Origin of the sequence: Pseudomonas flavescens, assembly GCF_013408425.1 — a bacterium.
GTDB classification, from domain to species: domain Bacteria; phylum Pseudomonadota; class Gammaproteobacteria; order Pseudomonadales; family Pseudomonadaceae; genus Aquipseudomonas; species Aquipseudomonas fulva_A.
In genome coordinates, this window is the sequence record NZ_JACBYV010000001.1 from 5,507,478 (window position 1) to 5,526,812 (window position 19,335).

Annotated in this window: 16 protein-coding genes; 5 read left to right on the top strand and 11 right to left on the bottom strand. The window is 63.5% G+C overall.

Annotation, left to right across the window (positions count from 1 at the left end; genetic code table 11):
• Nucleotides 1–4 precede the first annotated feature (4 nt).
• Genes FHR27_RS24595 through FHR27_RS24605 form a run of 3 tightly spaced genes read right to left on the bottom strand, consistent with a single transcriptional unit; the run spans nucleotide 5 to nucleotide 2,830 of the window.
• Entirely contained in the window at nucleotides 5–811 is an 807-nt protein-coding gene (locus tag FHR27_RS24595) for a putative hydro-lyase (RefSeq protein WP_042556609.1), read from the bottom strand.
• A complete protein-coding gene (locus tag FHR27_RS24600) occupies nucleotides 808–1,578 on the bottom strand; it encodes a LamB/YcsF family protein (RefSeq protein WP_042556610.1) in 771 nt (256 codons plus the stop codon). Before FHR27_RS24600 ends, FHR27_RS24595 begins: the two co-directional genes overlap by 4 nt.
• A gap of 16 nt (nucleotides 1,579–1,594) precedes the next feature.
• Complete coding sequence (locus FHR27_RS24605; protein WP_179539813.1) at nucleotides 1,595–2,830, bottom strand: NRAMP family divalent metal transporter; 1,236 nt, start codon at nucleotides 2,828–2,830, stop codon at nucleotides 1,595–1,597.
• Nucleotides 2,831–3,122: 292 nt separating this feature from the next.
• Between FHR27_RS24605 and FHR27_RS24610 the strand changes: the two genes are divergently transcribed.
• Nucleotides 3,123–3,785, top strand: coding sequence for a GntR family transcriptional regulator (locus tag FHR27_RS24610; RefSeq protein WP_042556612.1), 663 nt, complete (start codon nucleotides 3,123–3,125; stop codon nucleotides 3,783–3,785).
• 88 nt (nucleotides 3,786–3,873) lie between these two features.
• Here the strand turns inward: FHR27_RS24610 and FHR27_RS24615 are convergent, their stop codons facing one another.
• Both FHR27_RS24615 and FHR27_RS24620 read right to left on the bottom strand, forming a co-directional pair.
• Nucleotides 3,874–4,581 (bottom strand): 3'-5' exonuclease, encoded by a 708-nt coding sequence (locus FHR27_RS24615; RefSeq protein ID WP_042556613.1) that lies wholly within the window; start codon nucleotides 4,579–4,581, stop codon nucleotides 3,874–3,876.
• The gene (locus FHR27_RS24620) at nucleotides 4,578–6,509 is read right to left on the bottom strand and encodes a DUF294 nucleotidyltransferase-like domain-containing protein (RefSeq protein ID WP_179539814.1); all 1,932 of its coding nucleotides are present in this window, start codon (nucleotides 6,507–6,509) and stop codon (nucleotides 4,578–4,580) included. Before FHR27_RS24620 ends, FHR27_RS24615 begins: the two co-directional genes overlap by 4 nt.
• 240 nt (nucleotides 6,510–6,749) lie before the next feature.
• Here FHR27_RS24620 and FHR27_RS24625 point away from each other — a divergent pair, with 240 nt between their 5' ends.
• A complete protein-coding gene (locus tag FHR27_RS24625) occupies nucleotides 6,750–7,790 on the top strand; it encodes a glycoside hydrolase family 5 protein (protein ID WP_042556615.1) in 1,041 nt (346 codons plus the stop codon).
• Between the two features lie 88 nt (nucleotides 7,791–7,878).
• On the top strand, nucleotides 7,879–8,922 hold the full coding sequence (locus FHR27_RS24630; RefSeq protein WP_179539815.1) for an acyltransferase family protein: 1,044 nt from the start codon (nucleotides 7,879–7,881) through the stop codon (nucleotides 8,920–8,922).
• 226 nt (nucleotides 8,923–9,148) lie between these two features.
• Here the strand turns inward: FHR27_RS24630 and FHR27_RS24635 are convergent, their stop codons facing one another.
• Nucleotides 9,149–11,326 carry a malate synthase G gene (locus FHR27_RS24635; RefSeq protein ID WP_179539816.1) on the bottom strand — a complete coding sequence of 726 codons (2,178 nt, stop codon included), beginning with the start codon at nucleotides 11,324–11,326 and terminating at the stop codon, nucleotides 9,149–9,151.
• A gap of 312 nt (nucleotides 11,327–11,638) precedes the next feature.
• On the opposite strand from FHR27_RS24635, the gene FHR27_RS24640 reads away from it, so the two are divergent.
• A complete protein-coding gene (locus FHR27_RS24640; protein WP_179539817.1) occupies nucleotides 11,639–12,085 on the top strand; it encodes a GNAT family N-acetyltransferase in 447 nt (148 codons plus the stop codon).
• A gap of 23 nt (nucleotides 12,086–12,108) precedes the next feature.
• Nucleotides 12,109–12,627 carry a glycine cleavage system protein R gene (locus tag FHR27_RS24645; protein WP_042556631.1) on the top strand — a complete coding sequence of 173 codons (519 nt, stop codon included), beginning with the start codon at nucleotides 12,109–12,111 and terminating at the stop codon, nucleotides 12,625–12,627.
• Nucleotides 12,628–12,715: 88 nt separating this feature from the next.
• Here FHR27_RS24645 and FHR27_RS24650 read toward each other — a convergent pair whose 3' ends face one another.
• The 5 genes from FHR27_RS24650 to FHR27_RS24670 all read right to left on the bottom strand — a co-directional run bounded on the left by FHR27_RS24650 (nucleotide 12,716) and on the right by FHR27_RS24670 (nucleotide 18,842).
• The gene (locus FHR27_RS24650) at nucleotides 12,716–15,148 is read right to left on the bottom strand and encodes a TonB-dependent siderophore receptor (RefSeq protein ID WP_179539818.1); all 2,433 of its coding nucleotides are present in this window, start codon (nucleotides 15,146–15,148) and stop codon (nucleotides 12,716–12,718) included.
• 87 nt (nucleotides 15,149–15,235) lie between these two features.
• Nucleotides 15,236–16,201 (bottom strand): FecR domain-containing protein, encoded by a 966-nt coding sequence (locus FHR27_RS24655; protein ID WP_042556620.1) that lies wholly within the window; start codon nucleotides 16,199–16,201, stop codon nucleotides 15,236–15,238.
• Nucleotides 16,198–16,719 (bottom strand): RNA polymerase sigma factor, encoded by a 522-nt coding sequence (locus FHR27_RS24660; protein ID WP_042556621.1) that lies wholly within the window; start codon nucleotides 16,717–16,719, stop codon nucleotides 16,198–16,200. The genes FHR27_RS24655 and FHR27_RS24660 overlap by 4 nt, the downstream gene beginning before the upstream one ends.
• A 166-nt stretch (nucleotides 16,720–16,885) precedes the next feature.
• Entirely contained in the window at nucleotides 16,886–17,770 is an 885-nt protein-coding gene (rarD, locus tag FHR27_RS24665) for an EamA family transporter RarD (protein WP_042556622.1), read from the bottom strand.
• Nucleotides 17,771–17,867: 97 nt separating this feature from the next.
• Nucleotides 17,868–18,842 (bottom strand): serine/threonine protein kinase, encoded by a 975-nt coding sequence (locus FHR27_RS24670; RefSeq protein ID WP_042556623.1) that lies wholly within the window; start codon nucleotides 18,840–18,842, stop codon nucleotides 17,868–17,870.
• Nucleotides 18,843–19,335 lie beyond the last annotated feature (493 nt).

The following is a 19,335-nucleotide window of genomic DNA, read 5'->3' on the forward strand; positions in this document are numbered from 1 at the left end:
GCTCCTACACGTGGTACGTGCTGTCGGGCACGTCGGTGATGAACATATGGCCTGGCGAATGGGTGATCGCGAACGGCACGCCGGAAGCCATGACGGCCGCCTGGGGCGTGACGCCGCAGGCCCAGAACACGGGTATCTCACCTGCGTCGATACGCACGGGGTCGCCGAAATCCGGTTTCTGCAAGTCGGCGATACCCAGGCGTTGTGGCTCGCCGATATGCACCGGGGCGCCATGCACCGAGGGGTAGCGCCCGGAAATGCCGGCCGCTTCGGCGACGCGATCCGCCGGGATCGGCCGCATCGACACCACCATCTCACCGTGCAGACGGCCTGCGGGGCGGCAGGCGCGGTTGGTGCGGTACATCGGTACGTTGCAGCCATCGGCGATATGCCGTACTTCGATGCCAGCTTCCTGCAGGCCGGTTTCGAAGGTGAAGCTGCAGCCGATCAAAAAAGCCACCAGGTCCGGGTGCTCCGCCCAGGCTGCGCTCGCATCGCTGACCTCTTCGGCCAGCTTGCCGTCGCGCCAGATGCGGTACAGCGGAATGTCGGTACGCAGGTCGGCGCCTTCGGCCAGTACGGTGCGCGGGCTGCCGGCGTCGCTGACGTCCAGCACCGGGCAGGCCTTTGGGTTGCGCTGGGCGTAGAGCAGGAAGTCGTAGGCCCAGTCGCGGGGCAGGGCGATCAGGTTGGCCTGGGTCATGCCGGGAGCGATACCGGCGGAGGGCGCGATCAGGCCATTACGATACCCGGCGCGGGCTTCGCGTGCGGCGGCGATGGCGGCCTGTTGAGCGCGTTGCAGGGCGTTCATCGGGCGGCTCCGGCAAAGGATTGCAGGGTCACGCCGGACTTCTCCAGCAACTGGCGGACCTCGAGGGCCATCTGAATGGCGCCGGGGCTGTCGCCATGCACGCAGATGGAATCGGCCTCGATCCGCGTGACGCTGCCGTCGATGGCTTCTACCGTGCCGTCTTCGACCAGACGCAGCATGCGCTGCGCGACGTTCTCGGCATCGTGCAGCACGGCGCCCGGCTCACGGCGTGACACCAGGGTGCCTTGCGGGGTGTAGGCACGGTCGGCGAAAGCTTCGGCAACGCAGGTCAGGCCTTCGCCCCGAGCCAGATCGACCAGGCTGGAACCGGCCAGGGCGACCAGCACCAGGCTGGGGTCGACGACGCGTATCGCCTCGATCACCGCCAGGGCCTGGCGCTGGTCATGGGCAATGGTGTTGTACAGCGCACCATGGGGCTTCACGTAGCGTACCGACGTGCCGGCGGCATGGGCCAGCGCCTGCAGTGCGCCGATCTGGTAGATCACGTCGGCGGTCAGTTCGTCGCTGGCCACGTCCATGTTGCGGCGGCCGAAGCCGACCAGGTCCGGATAGGCCACGTGGGCGCCGATGGTCACTCCCTTGGCCGTGGCGGCTTTGAGGGTGCGCAGGATGCCGGCCGGGTCGCCAGCGTGAAAACCGCAGGCGACGTTGGCGCTGGTCACGATGTCGAGCATTGCGGCATCGTCGCCCATGCGCCACTGGCCAAAGCTTTCGCCCAAGTCGCTGTTGAGGTCGATGTTCGGCATGTCGGGTCTCCTTGAGTCAGGCCACATTGAGGAAAGCGAAGATCGGGACGACCGATTTGGCCGCCATGTACCAGGTCAATGCGCAGGTCAGCACGCCGAGCACCAGCAACCAGCGGGGGTAGTGGTAGCCCTCCATGAGGTCGGAGCGGCACCAGCCCACGTAGATGAAGATGGTCAGGCCGATCGGCAGGATCAGGCCATTGAAACCACCCGCGAAGATCAGCAGGGCTGCCGGTGGTGTGCCGAGCAGCAGGTAAACGCCCAGGGAAATGGCGATGAATACCACGGTCGCCAGGTTGCGGCCGCGCTCGCTGATGGATTTGTTGAAGACCGTGATGAAGGACATCGAGGTGTAGGCCGCACCGATCACGCTGGTGATGCCCGCTGCCCAGAGGATCAGGCCGAAGGCACGCAGACCGAATTCGCCCGCCGCGGCCTGGAAGGCTTGCCCGGCCGGGTTGGCGCCCTGGCCCGAGGTGTCGATGACCACGCCACTGGCGACGACACCGAGAATGGCCAGGAACAGGATGTAGCGCATCACCCCGGTGACCATGATGCCGCTCAGTGCTGCCTTGGACACCTCGTTGATGTTCTCCACGCCGACCGTGCCGCGATCCAGCAGGCGGTGGGCGCCAGCGTAGGTGATGTAGCCGCCGACCGTGCCGCCGACGATGGTGGTGATGGTCGCGAAGTTGATTTCGTCCGGCCATACCGTCTGGCGCAGTGCCTCACCGAGCGGCGGGTTGGACGCGAAGGTCACGAAAAGGGTCAGGGCGATCATCATCACCCCCAGCACCACCATGATCCGGTCCACGGCGATGCCGGCGCGGTGCGACATGAAGATGCCGATGCCCACCAGGGCACTGAGTGCGCCGCCCCATTTGGTATCCAGGCCCATCAGTGCGTTGAGGCCCAGACCCGAGCCCGCGATGTTGCCGATATTGAAGACCAGGCCGCCGAAGATCACCAGCACGGCCAGCAGGTAACCGCTGCCGGGAATCGCCGCGTTGGCGATATCCGATGCGCGCATGCGGGTCAGGGTGACGATGCGCCAGACGTTCAACTGCACCACGAAGTCGATGAGGATCGAGGCCAGGATGCCGAACGCGAACGCTGCACCCATGTTCGCCGTGAAGGTAGCGGTCTGGGTGATGAAGCCAGGGCCGATGGCCGAGGTCGCCATCAGGAAGATGGCCGCTATCAGGGAGGAACGACGTGAGCGGGCGAAGTCGCCGGTGGTCTGGGCCTGCATGGAACACTCCTGAGGACTGGGTTACGTGTGCAGGGTGTAAGGCAATCACCATGCCACATCACCAGAAATGCGTTCTCGTTGTTGATTCTAGACGCATTTATTGTTCAACAATCTTATTTGTATTGATGATCTATTTGCACTGTTTTGTTACCTCGTTACCCAGTGATGATTCAGCATGGTGCGTGAGGTGACAACCTTGCCCCTTGCCTGAAGCGCCTCGCTCGGAGACCATCGAGCCTCTTCGGCTCTCGTTCGTTTGCGCAGGGCCCAGCTATTGCTCGGTGGATCGGTGATGAACAAAGACATGCCTGACAACCCGCGAACCCTCGGGGAAACCGTGACGGCGGAGATTCGTCGCAAGCTGGTCGATGGTGAGCTGGTACCGGGGCAGCGGCTTTCCGAGGCGGCGCTGAGCGAAAGCCTGGATATTTCCCGCAATACGCTGCGCGAGGCCTTTCGCGTGCTGACTCAGGAGGGTCTGCTCAAGCATGAGCCCAACCGCGGTGTATTCGTGTCGGTGCCCGATATGGCCTCGATCATCGAGATCTACCGGGCACGGCGATTCGTCGAGTGCCAGGCGCTGGTGCAGGCGTATCCCAAGCATCCGGCGGTGAAACGCATGCGCGAGGCGGTAAGCGCCGCCCAGCGCAGCGCCGAGGTGCCGGACTGGGGCGCAGTCGGCACGGCCAACATGGCCTTCCATGCGGCCATCGTCGAGCTTGCCGACAGCCAGCGGCTCAACACCTTTTACGCGCACCTGTCCGCTGAGCTGCGGCTGGTATTCGGCCTGCTCAACGACCCCGAATTTCTCCACGCGCCCTACATCGACATGAACGCCGCGATTCTCGAACGACTGGAAGCGGGGCGGCCAGACGAAGCCGCCAAGGCGCTGGATGCCTATCTGGTGCAATCCGAGCGCACCATCCTCGCGGCTTATGCTCGCCGCGGCAACTGATCTGCCGCTCTTGCGAAGCCGGCGCGCTGTCCCTGGCAGGAGCCTGCCTTCAATCTCTGCAGCCGCGGCGACAGGTGGCGAGGGGCGATTACAGCGAGGGTGCCTGCTGTCGTCTGCGCCAGCCGGCGAGGCGCTGCTCCAGAGTCTTTAGGCTGGCGATCTGCTGCTTGCGGGCCCGGCTGAACAGGATCAGTGCCAACTCGGCGGTCACCAGGGCATCGGCGCTGGCGTGGTGACGTTGCTGCACCTGCAGGCCGAAATGCCGTGTCCAGTCATCCAGACCGCCATTGCGGATTTCCGCCTCGGGGCAGAGCAGGGGGGCCAGCTCGGCGACGTCGAAGAAGGGGTGGCGCAGGCGCAGGTTCAGGGTCTCTTTCAGGGCGCGGGCGAGCATGCGCTGGTCGAAACCGGCGTGAAAGGCCAGCAGCGGGCTGTCGCCGAGAAACTCCATGAAAGCCAGCAGCGCTTCACCGGGCTCGATGCCGGCGGCAATGGCGCTGGGTGCCAGGCCGTGGATCAGCACACTGGCGCTGACCCGATGATCGTCGCGGTGCAGGGTGCATTCGAATTGCTGGCCAAGCTGGATGGCACCGTTGTCGATGACCACTGCACCGATCGACAGCACCTGGTCACGCTTCATGTCCAGCCCACTGGTTTCCAGGTCGAGCACCACCAGGCGTCGCTGCGTCAGCGGTGTTTCATCCGGCACGGCTGGGGCTGGCAGCGCATCGCGACGGCGTTGCTGTTCAGGGGGCAGGGTCGTATGGCGGCGGGTCAGCCAGGTGAGTGCATTCATAACTGGTAGCGTAGCGCCAGGCTGCTTTGCAGGCGCTGGGCCTGACGAAAGGATTCACGGAGGATGCGCCGATCCAGGTGGTTGAGACTGTCCGGGTCGAGGCGGTTGGAATACGGCTGGGCCTGACGCGCCTGCAGTTGATGCTGCTGCAGGCGCGTCTGCTGGATGAAGTGATAGGCCTCTTCGTAGGCCGCGCCATCCAGTGGGTCGATGATGGCTCGGTCGATCAGTTCGCGCAGGCGCTGCTGGGTATTGCAGGCCTTGATGCCATTGGCCAGGGCCAGCAGTCGGGCGCCGTCGACGAAGGGCGTCAGGCCCTGGGACTTGAGATCCAGAGTGTCTTTCTCGGCGCCGCGACGGGCCACCACGAAATCCCGAAAGCGCCCAACGGGTGGCCGTTGTCGCAGGGCGTTCTCGGCCATCAGGCGCTGGAACAGGCGGTTGTCGGCGATCTGCCCGAGCAGCTCGTCGCGCAGTTTTTCGCAACCGCTGGCGTCGCCCCACACGGTGCGCAGGTCGAAGTAGATGGTCGAGGCCAGCAGGTTTTCCGGGGACGCCTCGCGCACGAAGCCAGCGAAGCGGCGCGACCACTCCTGGCGCGACAGGCACAGTTGCGGGTTGCCGGCCATGATGTCGCCCTTGCACAGGCTGAAGCCGCATCGTGCCAGGCGTTGATTGATCTCCATGGCCAGTGGCAGCAGGCGGCCGCGGATCGCTGCGGCCTCCGCGCCGTCCGCTGCCTCGAAGAGAATGCCGTTGTCCTGGTCGGTATGCAGGGTCTGCTCGCGACGCCCCTCGCTGCCGAAACACAACCAGGTGAACGCAACGCCCGGGTCGCCCAGGTCTTCGATGGTCAGCTCGATCACCCGGCACACGGTGTGGTCATTGAGCAGGGTGACGATATGGGTGATCTGGCTGGCGCTGGCACCGTGGGCTAGCATGCGGTCGACCAGTTGGCGGATGTCTTCACGCAGGGCGGCGAGGGTTTCCACCCGCCCGGCGTGGCGAATGGTGCGGGCCAGGTGCACCAAGTCGACGCGCTGCAGGGAAAACAGGTCGCGTTCGGAAACCACGCCGCAGAGTTTGCCCTGTTCCACCAGGCAGACGTGGGCGATATGCCGCTCGGTCATGGCGATGGCGGCATCGAAGGCGCTGGCGCTCGGCGGCAGGTGGAAGGGCGACTGGGTCATCAGGCTGTCGATCGGCAGCTCCAGCGAACTGCCGTCCGCCACCGCACGGCGCAGGTCACGCAGGGTGAAGATGCCCTGTGGGCGCAGCCCGGGATCGACGATGACGATGCTGCCGACCTGCCCTTCGTGCATCAGCCGCACGGCATCGCGCAAGGGCATGTCCGGTGCGCAGGAGATCGGTTGGCGCATGGCCAGCTCGCCCAGGCGGGTATCCAGCGAATACTGCGAGCCGAGGGTTTCCACCGCGCGCATCTGCACCTGCTGGTTGACCTGATCGAGCAGGCTGCTGACGCCGCGCAGGGCGAAATCGCGCAGTGGCGTGGACTGCGCGAACAGACGGGCGAAGGCGGTTTTGTCGAGCAGCAGGCAGAAGGTGTCCTCGGCGGCCAGGTGAGCGGTGCGCGTGGCCCGTTCACCGATCAGCGCAGCCATGGGAAAGCACTCGCCGCTGGTGATCTCGAAGGTGGTTTCCGTGCCGCGCCGCGCCGAGTGCGGGCGCTGGCCATGAACGCGGCCCTGCTTGACGATGTAGAGGTGCTGCACCGGGCCATCGTCCGGGTGGATGATGGTGTCATCCTCGCCATAGAAGCGCAGTTGGCAGTGTTCGACCAGATAGGCGAGGTGGGCGGTATCCATCTGGTTGAACGGTGGAAACTTCTGCAGAAACTCCATGGTGCCGTGGATGTTCTGCTGCACCGCGGTCTTGCCGGCCAGGGCGAAATCGTCCGCTGGTTTCATCGCTCGCTGTTCCTTTCGTTCTTGTGGCGACATGGTGGCGACCTGGGCCCGGATTCGACATAGGACGTAAGTCTAGGGTCTGTCGGCGGCCTGCGTTTTATCGATTGTCACGAGATTAGCGCGGCCGGTCGTGAACCTCTGCGGTCATTTGGCGTCCTGTTTTGTCTGGGACGCATTTTGTCTGAGACGCATTTTAAATCCGGAGCGCTTCGTTCAATTCCGGAGACAGAGGAGAGCACCATGAGCGGCAACCATCTTGGCCGAACCCTGGCCCTCGGCCTTGGCATCATCCTGAGTTGCAGCGCCAGCGCGCAGCAGAAGCCCATCGAGCTTATCGGCATCAACGTGGCTGGCGCGGCATTCGCCAGTTCGCACATTCCCGGCAAGCACGGCACCAACTTCTTCTTCCCGCCGTCCGGTTATTACACCAAATGGCAGCAGAAGGGCATCAGCTGGGTGCGCTTCTCCATTCAGTGGGAGCGCCTGCAGCCCAAGGCCAATGGCGAGTTCGATGAAAGTTACGCCAAGCTGATCGACAAGACCCTGACCGAAGCCCACCAGAGCGGCATCGAGGTGATGCTCGACGTGCACAACTACGGGCGCTACTACGACAAGGTGATCGGCACCGACGATGTACCGATCTCCGCCTACAAGAATCTGATGGAACGCATCGCCGCACGTTGGGGCAACAACCCGGCGGTGTATTCCTACGACCTGATGAACGAGCCCTACGGCGCAGCCAACAAGTTCTGGCCGGAAGTGGCCCAGGCCGGCATCGACGGGGTGCGCAAGTACGATTCGAAGAACGCGGTGTACGTCGAGGGTGCGCAATATTCGTCGGCAACGCAGTGGCCGAAGCTCAACGATGCCTTGCTGGACCTGAAGGATCCGGCGAACAACATCGTCTATTCGGCGCACATGTACATCGACCCCGACAGCAGCGGCAGTTACAAGCAGGCCCTGGCGCCCAATCTGGATCCGCAGATTGGCGTCAAGCGCATCGAACCCTTCGTCAACTGGCTGATCAAGCACAACAAGAAGGGCCATATCGGCGAGTTCGGCGTGCCGGCTGACGACGAGAGCGGCCTCAAGGCCCTGGATCAGACCCTTGCCTACCTGCAGAAACACTGCATCCCGTTCACCTATTGGGCGGCGGGGCCCTCGTGGGGCAAGCACAAGTTGTCGATCGAACCGGTCAAGGGCGTGGACCGGCCGCAATGGGCGGTATTGCAGAAGTACCTGGGGGGCGGCAACTGCACCAGTATCGGTCCGGGAACCTGAGGTTCCCGTTCGCGCTCTGATTAGCGGGGCGGCACTCAATGCTGCCGTCACCGTTCCCCTCGTAAGACCTCATCTCAAGGATGCAAACATGACAAACCGCAATCTGTGGGTGGATTATGCCAAGGCAATCGGCATCCTCCTGGTGGTCTATGGCCATGTGGTGCGCGGTTTGCTCAACGGCGGCATCATTACCGAGAACGTGGATTTCCACTGGCTGGTGGACAGCGTCATCTACACCTTCCACATGCCGCTGTTCTTCTTTCTGTCCGGGCTGTTCTTCTGGCACTCGCTGAACAATCGCGGCAGTGGTGGCCTGTTCTGCAACAAGATCGACACCATCTTCTATCCCTTCGTGCTCTGGTCGTTGCTGCAAGGCAGCATCGAAGTGGTACTGGCCCGCTATACCAATGGGGGCGTCGGGATGGGCGAAGTGCTGGCGCTGCTGTGGTCACCGCGCGCGCAGTTCTGGTTCCTGTACGCGCTGTTCGCCGCGTTCTGCCTGGCCATCCTGCTCTATCGCAGTTTCTCGACAAGGGCGTTCCTGCCGCTGCTGGTGCTCAGTGCGCTGTTCTACCTGCTGCAACAGTGGACGCCGCGGGTCGCCGCGCTGGTGTTCCTGGCGCAGAATTTCGTGTTCTTCGCCCTTGGGGTCTGGTTCAACCAGATCCGTGATGGCATCGAGGCACGCGCCTCGGCATTCGCCCTGGGTAGCGGCCTGGCGTTCATCGTGGTGCAGTATCTGTTCCACGGTCCGCTTGGCCTGACCTATGCGGATCGTGGTGCGGCATCGCTGGTCGTGGCCTTCATCGGCATTCTGTTCAGCGTCAGCCTGTGCATGGTGCTGGCGCGTCGCCCGCTGGACTGGGTGCTGACCCTGGGCGCGCTGTCGATGCCGATCTTCCTCATGCATATCCTCGCCGGCAGTGGCATGCGAGTGATCCTGAGCAAGTTTCTGGGCATCAACGACGACACCCTGCATATCGTCGCCGGCTGCCTGGCGGGCGTAGTGCTGCCGATCATCGCGGCGAAGATTCTCCAGGCGCTGGGCATCAACTGGTTGTACGAAGCACCGAAGCGTTTCTCCGCCTATCGCTGGCAGCAGCGTCGGATTGCCGTGCAGCCAGCTGGGTGATGCGGATACCCGGCATTGGCGCAATGTCGACGATCGCTTGGTGGGTTACGCGAAGCTTGGAGATTTTCGGTGTTTGAAATTTATAGGCAGTGCGTCGCTAACCTGCGCGGCCCGACCCACCCTACGGGTCTTGCGCGGCTCCATAGGGCGCCGTAACCCGCCACTTGTACGATTCCGGTTTGGAAAAGGAAAACCGCCTTTCGGCGGTTTCCTTTTGCGCGGACGTTTAGCGCGCCTGGCTGGCTTTCAGCTCGCGGCGGCGGCGGTGCAGCACCGGTTCGGTATAACCGTTAGGTTGTTTCGTGCCCTCCAACACCAGCTCCAGCGCCGCCTGGAAGGCGATGTTGCTGTCGAAATCCGGCGCCATCGGGCGATACAGCGGGTCGCCCGCGTTCTGCCGGTCGACCACCGGGGCCATGCGCTTGAGGCTCTCCAGCACCTGCTGTTCACTGACCACGCCATGGCGTAGCCAGTTGGCCAGCAACTGGCTGGAGATGCGCAGGGTGGCACGGTCTTCCATCAGGCCGACATCGTTGATGTCCGGCACCTTGGAGCAACCCACGCCCTGGTCGATCCAGCGCACCACGTAGCCGAGAATGCCCTGAGCGTTGTTGTCCAGTTCGTTGCGGATGTCCTCGGCGCTCCAGTCGGTGCTGGGCGCCAGCGGGATGCTGAGGATTTCGTCCAGCGAGGCCGGTGTGCGCTTGGCCAGTTCGGCCTGACGGGCGAATACGTCGACCTTGTGGTAGTGCAGGGCGTGCAGGGTGGCCGCGGTTGGTGACGGCACCCAGGCGGTGTTGGCGCCGGCCAGCGGATGGCCGATCTTCTGTTCGAGCATCGCGGCCATCAGGTCGGGCATGGCCCACATGCCCTTGCCGATCTGTGCGCGGCCCTGCAGGCCGGTGGCCAGGCCAACGTCGACGTTGTTGTTCTCGTAGGCGCTGATCCACTTCTCGCTTTTCATGGCGGCCTTGCGCACCACGGCGCCGGCTTCCATCGACGTGTGGATTTCGTCGCCGGTACGGTCGAGGAAACCCGTGTTGATGAACACCACGCGTTCGCTGGCAGCGGCGATGCAAGCCTTGAGGTTGACGGTGGTGCGGCGCTCCTCGTCCATGATGCCGACCTTCAGGGTGTTGCGCGGCAGGCCCAGCACCTGTTCGACGCGGGCGAACAGCTCGCTGGTGAACGCCACTTCCTCGGGACCGTGCATCTTCGGTTTGACGATGTACACCGAGCCGGTGCGGGTGTTGGCGCGGCTGCTGTTGCCGTTGAGGTTGTGCAGCGCGGCCAGGCTGGTGCACAGCGCGTCGAGAATGCCTTCCGGCAGCTCGTTACCGCTGGCGTCGAGTACCGCCGGGTTGGTCATCAGGTGGCCAACGTTGCGCACGAACAGCAGGCTGCGCCCGTGCAGGGTCAGCTCACCGCCATCCGGGCGGGTATAGACGCGATCCGGGTTCATGGTGCGGGTGAAGGTGCTGCCACCCTTGCTCACTTGCTCGCTCAGGTCGCCCTTCATCAGGCCCAGCCAATTGCGGTAGACCAGGGTCTTGTCCTCGGCATCGACTGCGGCTACCGAGTCTTCGCAGTCCATGATGGTGGTCAGCGCGGACTCCATCAGTAGGTCTTTCACGCCTGCCGCGTCGGTGCTGCCGACTGGGCTGCTGGCGTCGATCTGGATTTCGAAGTGCAGGCCGTTATGCTTGAGCAGAATGGCGATTGGCGCGCCGGCTTCGCCCTGGAAACCGACCAGTTGGCTGGCATCGCGCAGCCCGCTGATATCACCCTTGTCGAGGGTGACCAGCAGCTTGTCGCCTTCGATGCGATAGCCGCTGGCATCGGCATGGGAGCCGGCCGCCAGTGGCGCGCTTTCATCGAGAAAGGCACGGGCGAGGGCGATGACCTTGTCACCGCGCACCCGGTTGTAGCCCTTGCCCCGTTCGGCGCCGCCGTCCTCGCTGATCGCGTCGGTGCCGTACAGCGCGTCGTACAGCGAACCCCAGCGCGCGTTGGAGGCGTTGAGCGCGAAACGGGCATTCATCACCGGCACGACCAACTGCGGGCCGGCCAGGCGGGCGATTTCGTCATCGACGTTTTCGGTGCTGGCTTGCACCCGATCGGGCTGCGGCTGCAGATAGCCGATCTGCTCCAGAAATGCCCTGTAGGCCACCGCGTCGTGGGGCTTGCCGGCCCGGCTGCGGTGCCAGTCGTCGATCTGCGCCTGTAACTGGTCGCGCTTGTCGAGCAGGGCCCGGTTCTCTGGTGCCAGATCGCGGAACACCGCATCGGCACCGGCCCAGAACGCATCGGCCGTGACGCCGCTGCCGGGAATGGCTTCGTCATTGATGAAATCGAACAGCACCTTGGCGACCTGCAGGCCACCGACTTGAATACGCTCAGTCATCTCTCGCCTCTCTGCTTCGCTTAGCCACTGTATCGGCAGGGAACCCTCGGTGCTGCGCAGACAGATCGCTATCGGGGGCCGTTGTAGACGGCTGCCCGCGTCGATGCGGCTTGTCTGGAGATGCTTCGTGAGCGGGGTTTTCCACAACCAGCAGGACTGGGGTTGAATTCATGTAGTGGTTTTCTGCAGATACTACATGAACGAATTAGGAAAAACAGTCCAGAAATGGTCACCGCTACCTTGGTCGTACTCGAGCTTTCTGTATCGTCGAGAGAGCGGCCTATACTGCAGGGCACCCGTGAGGAGTCGATCATGCCGATAAGCGCTGCTGCCACTGCCGATCTCGATGACCTGGTGCCGCTGTTTGCGGCTTATCTGGATTTCTATGGCGTGGACAAGGCCGTCGCTGACGTCCGTGGTTTCCTGGCCGCGCGTCTTGAGCGGGGCGACTCGACGATCTTCATCGCACGTGACGGGCAAGGTGCCGCTCAGGGCTTCGTGCAGCTCTATCCGCTATACGCCTCGCTGGCCTTGCGCCCGAGCCTGTTGCTGAGCGATCTGTACGTTGCCGACCACGCGCGGCGGCAGGGCATTGGCGAACGCTTGCTCGATGCCGCGCGGCAGCATGCACTGGACACCGGCGCCTGCGGGTTGCAGTTGGAAACGGCAAGAACCAACCTGACGGCGCAGTCCCTCTACGAACGCCTCGGCTATGTCCGGGATGCGGTTTACCTTACCTATTGGCTCGACCTGAGTTGAGCACCAACGACGAGGACGTGAGCATGGATCATCTGATACTGACCGTTATCGCCCAGGATCAACCCGGCCTGGTCGAGCGTGTCGCCCAGTGCGTGGCCAGGCATGGCGGCAACTGGCTGGAAAGCCGCATGTCGCGGATGGCCGGGCAGTTCGCGGGCATCCTGCGGGTGGATGTCCCGGCGGCCTCCCACGGTGCGTTGATGGAGGCGCTGAGCGAGCTGAGTGCCCAGGGTATCCGTGTGCAGCTCGCGTCAGCGGGCGCCGAGCCGGACTGCACCTGGAAGTCCATCCATCTCGATCTGCTGGGCAATGACCGCCCAGGGATCGTGCGCGATATCACCCGGCTGCTGGCGGACAACGGCGTCAACCTGGAGAACCTGGTCACCGATGTAACGCCCGCGCCCATGAGCGGCGAGCCGCTGTTTCACGCCCAGGCGACCCTGGCAGTACCGGAAGGGCTGCCACTGAGCACGCTGCAGACCTCGCTGGAAACCCTGGCGGACGATTTGATGGTGGAATTGAAGTTACGGATGGAGGAGTAGCCATCGGCATGCCTGTTTGAGTGAATGAGCGCCATCGAAACGACAAGGCCGCCCGATAGGGCGGCCTTGTCATTACAGGGTCAGCTGATCACCACTTGTAGTCGACGCTGGCGATCACGCTACGCGGGTCGCCGTAGTAGCAGTAGAAGCCATCGCAGGTCGACAGGTATTCCTTGTCGAACAGGTTCTTGGCATTCAGCGCGACGCTGGCGCCTTCGAGGGTGCTGTTGAATTTGCCGAGATCATAGCGCAGCGCTGCATCGTAGACGGTATAGGAGCGGGTATGACCGTCCGACACGTCGCGAACGAAGCCCATGCTGCCGACGGCAATGTTGTTGGTTTCGCCGATGTAACGTGCACCGAAACCAACCCCAAACCCGGCCAGCGCGCCGTTGTTCCAGGTGTAGTCGGCCCAGATGGATGCCTGGTTTTCGGGCGTCAGGGGCAGCGCTCTGTTCTTGTCCCGTGGGTCGCCGACCTTGGTCATCTTGCTGTTTGCGTAGGTATAGGCGGCCGTGATCTTCAGGTTGTCGCTGACGTTACCCACCGCCTCCAGTTCCAGGCCGCGTACCTGTACTTCTCGAACCGGTTCAGTGGCACCGGCGGTGCTGGTCGTGATGATGTTCTGCCGCTTCAGGTCATAGGCCGCCGCTGTGAACAGGATGTCGCTGCCTGGCGGTTGATACTTGATGCCCAGTTCGTACTGCTTGCCCGTGCTGGGCCGGAAGGTTCGACCACCACTGCCTCCAGCCTCGGCCTGGAAGGATTCGGCGTAGGACACATAGGGGGTGAAGCCGGAGTCGAACACGTAACTCAGCGCGGCATTACCGCTGAAGGCGCTGTCGCGGCGACTGTCTTCGGCGTTGCCTGCGTTATAGAACGTGGTGTCGGTGCTGAGCCAGTCCTGACGGCCGCCCAGCGTCAGGCGCCAGTTGTCGAGGGCGATCTGATCCTGGATATACAAGCCCATGCTGTGGCGTTTCTGGTTGTAATCCTGAAACGCGCTGTAGGAGACGTTGCTGAAATCCTGGCCATAGATCGGGGTGATTATGTTGCTGGTCGGCGCGGAGCCGAACAGCCACCGGTAGTTGGTGTTGACGCGCTGGTAGTCCACTCCGAGCAGTAGGGTGTGCTTCAGCGCACCGGTATCGAAGTCCGCTTGCAGGTTGGAATCTACCGCAAATTGGCTGACATCCTCGTCAACCACGTTGGCACCACGAGAAAGCGTTCCGTCATCTGCAACGGCCGTTGCGAAACCGCCCGCCGTAATGCTCTGAAATTCCAAGTCGCTCTTGGTGTAACGCAGGTTCTGGCGGAACTGCCACATATCGTTGAGGCGATGCTCGAAGGCGTAGCCCAGCGCGTAATACTTCTTGTCGTAGAACTCCCAGTCCGGATCGCCGAGATTCTTGTGGTAGTCCACCTTCCCGGCCGGCGTAGCGAGTTTTGTGCCTTGCAACGGCAGGAACTGGCTGGTGGTGCCGGTATCGTCGCGGTTGAACTGGCTGAGGAAGGTCAGCCGGGTGTCGTCGTCGAGGTTCCAGGTCAGGCTGGGGGCGATGTTGAAGCGTTGATCGTCGATATGCTCGATCGCCGTGCCGCTGTCGCGCAGTACACCGCCGATACGGTAAAGAAAACGCCCCTCGTCATCAACGCGGCCGGTGCTGTCGAAGCTGATCTGCTTGTGCTGGAAAGTGCCGACCTGCAGCTGTATCTCGTTGCTGCTGATAGCCTCCGGGCGCCGGCTGACCATATCCAGCAGGCCGCCTGGAGGTGTCTGGCCGTAAACCGAGGAGGCGGGACCGCGCAGCAGGGCGACGCGCTCCAGGTTCCAGGTTTCCAGCTTGGGCATCACGTAGGTGCCCTTGGGCAGTGGCAAGCCGTCGAGCATCTGGATCGGCTCGAAGCCACGGATCTTCATCCATTCGGCGCGGCTGTCACTGCCATAGCTGCTGGCGATCACGCCGGGCATGTAACGCACGGCATCATCCAGGTTCTGCACCTTGCGATCCTGCATCTGCTCGCGTGTCGCCACGGAGATCGAACGTGGTGCTTCGAGAATCGACGTGTCGGTCTTGCTGCCCGCCGCCGTGCGGGTGGCCAGGTAGCCGGTGGTCGGCCCCCAGGCACCCTCCACGCCAGTGCTGGCGCTGATGGTGGTCTCGGGCAATGCCAGCGCGGCGTTGTCCGCTACAGGCTGCACGCTGTAGGTCCCGGCAGCACCGGGTACCAGCATCAGGCCCGTGCCGGAAAGTGCCTGGCGCAGGGCGCCAGCGGTGTCGAACTGACCTTGTACCGGTTGCGCGCTCTTGCCGGCGGTCAGGCCCGGGTCGATGCTCAGCACCACACCGGCCTGGCCGGCGATCTGGTTGAGGGAGCTGGCCAGCGGCGCAGCGGGCAACTGGTAGGTACGCACGCCGGAGTCCGGCGCCTGGGCCAGACTGAGTGCGGGCAGGCTGACCAGCGCCATGGCGGCGACCAGCATGCTCGGGCGGAACGGGGTACGGCTGAACATCTGCATCGCAGGTGGCTCCTACAGGGAAATGAGTCTCGATTTCCTAATGCCGAAGCAGATGCAGAAAGTGATAGGGCCAGCGCGAAATATTTTTTACCGAGGCGTTTGCGGCACGACCGTTATCCACCAGTCGGTATGGCGCTCGATCCTTACCGGCAGGCTGGCCGGTAGCGCGGCCAGTGCCAGGTCCAGATTACGCAGCGGGAAGCTGCCGCTGATGCGCAGATCGGCGATGCTGTCGTCGACCCCCAGATGGCCGTTCTGATACTCGCCAAGCCGCTCCAGCAACTCGGCCAAACGCACGTTTTCCACCACCAGCATGCCGTGCATCCAGGCGTCCGCTGCGGCCGGTGCCGGCTCACTGGCGCCCAGGCCGTCGCTGCTCATCAGCACTTGCTGACCTTGCGGGATCACCCGCTCGTCGCTGGCGTAGCGCGGCTGTGCAGCCACCGCGGACTGCAGCACGATCAACTGGGTGCCCTGCTCGTCCTCGCGCACCAGAAAGCGGGTGCCCAGGGCACGCAGGGTGCCGTGTTCGGTCTCGACCAGGAACGGCCGCGGATCGCCGTGGGCGGTTTCCACGAGAATTTCGCCACTGCGCAGGAACAGCCGACGCTCTTCGGGGGTGAAAGCGATATCCAGCGCGCTGCGGCTATTGAGGCGCAGGCGGCTGCGATCGGCCAGTTGCAGTTCCCGTTGTTCGCCGGCTGCGGTCACTTCATCGGCCAGCCAGTCGCTCAGCGGGCGCTGCTGGTTGAGCAAGCCAAGCCCCAGCACCGCGACCAGCAACACACCGAGCAGGCCGCTGACGGTGCGTCGCTGGCTGCCAGCTGGGCGCCGCAACAAGGCCTTGCGCGCTGCCGGTGCCGCCGCCACCGCGAGTTGCTGGTCCAGGCCGGTCAGTTGTTTCCAGGCTCGTACATGCTCGGGGTCGCTGGCCAGCCAGCGCTGGAATTCGACTTTCTCCCGTTCACTGGTCATGCCCGAGTCGAGGCACAGCTGCCAGTGGATGGCGGCTTCCAGCACGCGATTGCTGACCGGCGCAGAGGCAGCGATCATGCCGTCGGCTCTCCGTACAGGGCGATGTAGCACTGCCGTACCGCCTGGGCGAGGTACTGGCGCACCCGGGGAACCGACACGCCGAGACGTTCGGCGATCTCGGCATGACCGAGGCCATCCAGGCGGTTGTAGAGGAAGGCACTGCGCGCCTTGAGCGACAGCGTGCCGAGCAGACGATCGATTTCGCGCAGGGCCTCGAGCACCAGCGCCTGTTCTTCCGGGCTCGCGTGCACCGCTTCAGGGGTGTGGCTCAGCTCTTCCAGGTAGGCGCGTTCAACGGCGTTGCGACGGAAGTGATCGATCAGTAGCCCGCGGGCGATGGTGCCGAGCAGGGCGCGGGGTTCGCGCATCTGCTGCAGGTCGGCCTTGCCGAGTATACGAACGAAGGTGTCCTGGCTGAGGTCTTCGGCTCGCTGCGGGCAACTCAGGCTTTTACGCAGCCAGCCGAGCAGCCAGTCGCGATGATCGCGATAGAGCTGACCCGTCAGTTGCTGATGCGTGGATTCCCCGACAGACACACGTAGCTCCGCGAATAAGGAGAAATAAAGCAATAACTATTCGCATATGATTGCAGGATGCAAGCAGGCCCTGCAATCGCTTGTGATCGGTTTTGTGTGGAAGGTCGTGGGGCTCGGAGCCGGGCAGGAATCCGCAAGCGCGAATGCCTGCCCTCGGCTTTGCCGGTCAGCGTTTGCGCAGGGTCAGCCAGGCATCGACGCTATACACCGCCAGACCTGCCCAGATGAACAGGAAGGCGACCATCTTGCTCGGGTCGAAATGCTCGTCGAACACGAACACGGCCAGCAGCAGCACCAGAGTCGGCGCCACGTATTGCAGAAAACCCAGGGTGGTGTAGGGCAGGTGCCGTGCGGCAGCGTTGAAGCACACCAGCGGGATCAGGGTGACCGGGCCGGCCGCCATCAGCCACAAGGCCTCGGTAGTGGTCCAGAATGCCGGCTGGTTGCTCATCGCCGCGGGGTGCAGAAGAATCCAGCCAATGGCCAGCGGCAGCAACAGCCAGGTCTCCACCACCAGGCCTGGCAGCGCAGCGACGGGGGCTTTCTTGCGAATCAGGCCGTAGGCGGCGAAGCTCAGTGCCAGTGCCAGAGACACCCAGGGCAGGCTGCCGACTTGCCATAGCTGCTGGGCGACGCCGGCGGCTGCCAGTCCTACGGCAACCCATTGCAGGCGACGCAGCCGCTCGCCGAGGATCAACATGCCTAGCAGCACGTTGACCAGCGGGTTGATGTAGTAGCCCAGGCTGGCTTCGAGCATACGCCCGTTGTTCACCGCCCAGACGTAGACCAGCCAGTTACCGGCGATAAGCGAGCCACTGATGGCCAGCACCGCGAAGCGTTTCGGGTGGTCGATCAGCTCGCGCAGCCAGCCGGGATGCTTCCATACCAGCAGTAGCAGCGCGCCGAATACGGCCGACCAGAGCGCCCGGTGGACGATGATTTCCAGCGAGGGAACAGCCTGAATCGCCTTGAAGTAGAGCGGGAAAAGGCCCCAGATGACATAGGCCGAAAGGCCCAGGATGTAGCCGCGGCGCAGGTCTGCGGTGGCCATGTAAGTCCTTGATAAGGCAGTGGAGGTTTGCACCATTCTAGTGCGTTGGTGCGGAGTTGTCCGTGCGTTCAGCTTTATTATCGCAGGCGCCTGATGCTCAAAACAGTTTCAGCGGCTCTTCGTTCAAGGCGGCGATTTGCTCGCGCAGCATCAGGATCTGCTCGCCCCAGTACCGCTCACTGCCGAACCAGGGGAAGCTCTGTGGAAAGGCTGGATCGTCCCAGCGCCGCGCCAGCCAGGCGCTGTAGTGCATCAGCCGCAGGGAACGAAACCCCTCGATCAGCGGCAGCTCGCGCGGGTTGAAGTCGTGGAATTCCTGATAGCCGTCGACCAGTTCGGCGATCTGGCCAAGCCGCTCGTGGCGCTCGCCGGCCAGCATCATCCACAGATCCTGAATCGCCGGGCCCATGCGGCAGTCGTCCAGATCGACCATGTGATAGGTCTCGTCACGGCACAGCAGGTTGCCCGGGTGGCAGTCACCGTGCAGGCGGATCGCTTTCACCGGGTTTTCCGCGAACAGCTGATCCAGACGCTTGAGCAGGTCACGGGCGACAGACTCGTAGGCCGGCAGCAGGCTGCGCGGTACGAAGTTGCCTTCCAGCAAGGTCGCCAGGGAGGCGTGGCCGAAGTTGTCCACCCGCAGCGATTCGCGGTGTTCGAACGGGCGCAGCGAGCCGACCGCATGCAGGCGCCCGAGCAGTTGCCCGAGACGATAGAGCTGATCCAGATTGCCTGGCTCCGGTGCTCGGCCGCCTCGGCGCGGGAACAGCGAGAAACGGAAACCAGCGTGTTCGAACAGGGTTTCGCCATCGCGTTGCAGTGGCGCCACGACAGGCACATCGCATTCAGCCAGTTCGGCAGTGAAACTGTGCTCCTCGCGAATCGCCTCGTCGGACCAGCGGTCCGGTCGGTAGAACTTGGCAATCAGCGGCGTCTCCGCTTCGATGCCTACCTGATACACACGGTTCTCGTAGCTGTTCAGCGCCAGCACGCGGGCGTCGCTGAGGTAGCCGAGGCTCTCGACGGCATCCAGAACCAGATCGGGGGTGAGGGCGGCGAAAGGATGAGACATGATCAGCTCCGTCGGTTGGCCGGAGAGTGTAACGCCTGAGGGCCTTCGGCACGGCCACTATTCGCGCTCGTATCCTGATAGGTACGTATCAGGTGGGCTGACGCGGATCATCGTCCGGCCCACCCTGCGGTTGATACGCCTGGGGAGTAGGGTGGGCTTCAGCCCACCACCAATAACCCCCACGGCCCGGAGCTTCGAAGCGCATGCTTTGAACAGTCAGCCACCATCGGCGTTGAATGGCTTCGGTGGGCTAAAGCGCCACCCTACGGTTGATGCGCCTGGGGAGTAGGGTGGGCTTCAGCCCACCACCAATAACGCCCACGGCCCGGAGCTTCGAAGCGCATGCTTTGAACAGTCAGCCACCATCGGCGTTGAATGGCTTCGGTGGGCCAAAGCGCCACCCTACGGTTCATGCGCCTGGGGAGTAGGGTGGGCTTCAGCCCACCATCAATAACCCCCCACGGCCCTGAGCTTCGAAGCGCATGCTTTGAAC